Source organism: Sporosarcina koreensis, from assembly GCF_001531445.1.
Classification (GTDB): Bacteria; Bacillota; Bacilli; order Bacillales_A; family Planococcaceae; genus Sporosarcina; species Sporosarcina koreensis_C.
On record NZ_LQYA01000207.1, the window covers coordinates 1 to 243 of the forward strand.

1 pseudogene is annotated in these 243 nt (G+C 34.6%); it reads left to right on the forward strand.

The window, feature by feature from the left end:
• A pseudogene (locus AWV70_RS19550) lies at positions 1-222 on the forward strand (protein rep); the annotation flags it as partial.
• Positions 223-243: the final 21 nt, after the last annotated feature.

A 243-nucleotide genomic window follows, 5' to 3' on the forward strand; every position in this document is an offset into this window, starting at 1 on the left:
AAACGATTAATTGTCTATTCTGGGCTATTTAAAGACGCTATGACCAAATTTAAAAATGGTGAGTTAGATGGCTATAAAGAAAAAGATGTGACAAAATATGTCTATGCCATCATGTATAATTGGGGTGGTAAAAAGTACATCGAATTAGAGAAACGGAATTTGACAGATGATGAACTGGAAGCGATCAATGGGAAATTGATTGATGAAGAGGATGTGGAATGAAGTGACTGATAGAGAGAAAGA